Source organism: Rhizobacter sp. P3_B12, assembly GCF_056402895.1.
On sequence record NZ_JBFUGN010000922.1, the window covers coordinates 1 to 2458 of the forward strand.

At 67.6% G+C, this 2458-nt stretch carries 2 protein-coding genes and 1 pseudogene; all 3 read right to left on the minus strand.

Features of this window, described 5'->3' with window-relative positions; translation table 11 throughout:
* On the minus strand, nt 1-1112 hold a 1112-nt coding region (locus AC1D01_RS30100; protein WP_477872970.1), incomplete at its 3' end, for an ABC transporter substrate-binding protein.
* 215 nt (nt 1113-1327) lie between these two features.
* Nucleotides 1328-2287, minus strand: a complete 960-nt coding sequence (locus tag AC1D01_RS30105) for an LD-carboxypeptidase (protein WP_477872972.1) — start codon at nt 2285-2287, stop codon at nt 1328-1330.
* A pseudogene (locus tag AC1D01_RS30110) lies at nt 2226-2458 on the minus strand (hypothetical protein); the annotation flags it as partial. The gene AC1D01_RS30105 and the pseudogene AC1D01_RS30110, both read right to left, overlap by 62 nt.

Sequence of the window (2458 nt, forward strand, 5' to 3'; positions counted from 1 at the left end):
CCCTGCACGAACTTGGCCTTGTACGGCACCTTCTCCTTCTCGCTGTTGAAGACGAGCTTGTCGATGAAGGGCATCGGCTTGCCGCAATCCTTCAGCAGGCCGGCGGCCTGGTCCTCGGGCTCGCCTTCGCAGGGGTAGAGGTCTTCGCGGTAGTTCGGGTTGCGGCTCAGCACGTGCCGGCGGTCCTGCACGTACTCGGTCAGCATGTAGGGACCGGTGCCGACCGGCCAGCGCGTCATCGCCAGGCCGTTCTTGGCCATGCCGGGCTGGGCGTAGAACTTGTCGGCCTCCCACGGCACCGGCGCGAGGAAGGTCATCGCCATCCAGTACTTCCACTGCGGGTACTTGCCGCGGATGCGGATGCGCAGCGTGTGGTCGTCGAGCGCGCTCGCGCCGGCCAGCGGCCACTTGCGGAAATCGAGGAAGGGCTTGTCGAGCGAGGCCGGGTCGAGCCCCTGGCGCAGCTTGGCATCCTCGGCCTTGATCTGCGTGCCGTATTCCTTCAGGCCGATCACGTACTCCGAGAAGATGCCGTAGATCGGTGCCTCGATGCGCGGCGTGGCATGGCGCTTCAGCGCGTAGACGAAATCGTCGGCCACCAGCTCGCGCGTGCCGGTCTTCGCGAAGTCCCACGGCGAACGCTTGCCTTCGGTGTCGGCGGGCTTCAGATCGTGGTACAGGTACGCGCCCTGCTCGTTCTTCGCGAAGGCGGGGTGCGRCGCGTACAGCACGCCGCGCTTGATCTTCACGTCGTAGACGCTCTCGGCGACCAGCTCGCCCGGTGCGTCGTCGGCCAGCGGCTGGCCGTTCTTGTCGAGGTAGTGCGGGTGCGCGATCTCGGCGGCCGTCTTCGGGATCAGCTCGAACGGGCGCTTCAGGTAGTGGTACGCGTACAGCGGGTCATAGACCTGGTACGTGATCGGCGTCTCGTTGTTCGCGTAGGAAGCGGTCGGGTCGAGGTAGCGCGGCGAGCGCTCCTGGTACGCGGTGAACATCGTGTTCGTCTGCGCGGCGCCCTTCGGCTGCGGGCTGTTGTCGCAACCGGCCAGCACGGCGCAGGTGGTGAGCAGGGCTGCGAGCCCACGGCCCAGCCACGTTCCAGATCCCCGCATCCCGCGCACTCCTTCGACAGCAGACAAACGGCGCGTGCGGGTAAGCACAGGCCGGACAAAAAACAAGAGCCTCACACAACCCGGCTTGTGGCCGAGTCGCCGCGAGGCAGTCAGCAATGATAAAGCCCGGCGAGCAGCCGGTTTGCCAGGGGTTTCCACGGCTTTACCGGCCCCGAGCCTGCAGGGCATTCGGTTGCAAGCAAGAAGTCAGCCAGCTACCAGCCCACCAGGACGTTGCGGCCGTCGACGAGCAGGGTGACCTTGCGACCGATCGGCAGTGTCAGCTTCGTCGGCACGTGCCCGAACGGCAAACCGGTCAGGATCGGGACTTTTGTCACGCTTCGCAGGTGCTCGACCATGCGCTTCAGCGAGTAGCCGCGGTCGAGCGGCGACTTGCGGAACTCGGTGAACGCACCGAGAAGAATCGCTTTCTGGGTGCCGAGCACGCCGGCCTGGTGCAGTTGCAGCAGGCTGCGCTCGATCCGGTAGGGGTGCTCGTTGACGTCCTCGACGAACAGGATGCCGCCCTTGACCTTCGGGAAGTGCGGCGTGCCCAGCATCGCGTTCAGCACGCACAGGTTGCCGCCCCACAGCGTGCCCTTCAGTTCCAGGCCTTCGAAACCGGCTTCGGTGCGGAAGCCCACCGCCTCCAGTTCGCCGGTCATCGCCTCGGAGAAGCAATCGGGCGTCACCTCGTCGAGCACCTCGGCGCCGAAGTCGCCGCAGGCCATCGGCCCGGCCCAGCTGGTCGACTTCGTGTGCGCGAGCAGGCCGAGCTGCAGCGCCGTCATGTCGCTGTAGCCGACCCAGCGCGTGCCGTGCTCGACGCTGTGGCCGAGCAGCTTCCAGTCGATGCGGTCGAGCAGCCGCGTGAGGCCGTAGCCGCCACGTGCCGCCATCGCGATCGACGGCGCCTGGCGGGCCACGCGGTGCAGCGCGGCCAGGCGCAGGTCGTCGTCGCCGGCGAAGCGCTGGTGCTTCGCCAGCGCCGATTCGTCGACGCTGACCTCGAAGCCGAGCGCCGTCAGGCGCTTCACGGCACGGCGCAGCGGTGCCGCACTCGCGACCACGCCGGCCGGCGACAGGATCGTCAGCGAGCGGCCTGCCGGCTCATCATCGTGATGGTGATGATGGTGCGAATGGAGGTGTGAAGGATGGTGGGGTTGCGGGCTCAATCTCGAGTACCTCTCCGGTGGGGATGCCGGACGGCTCGTCAGCCGGCGCGGGGGATGGGGGCTGTGCGCCGGCGCGGCGCTGGCGGTACAGCTCGCGGCGTTCGGCGAAGAACTCGCGCAGCACGCCGCCGCATTCGTCGGCGAGCACGCCGCCGACGATCTGCGTGTGGT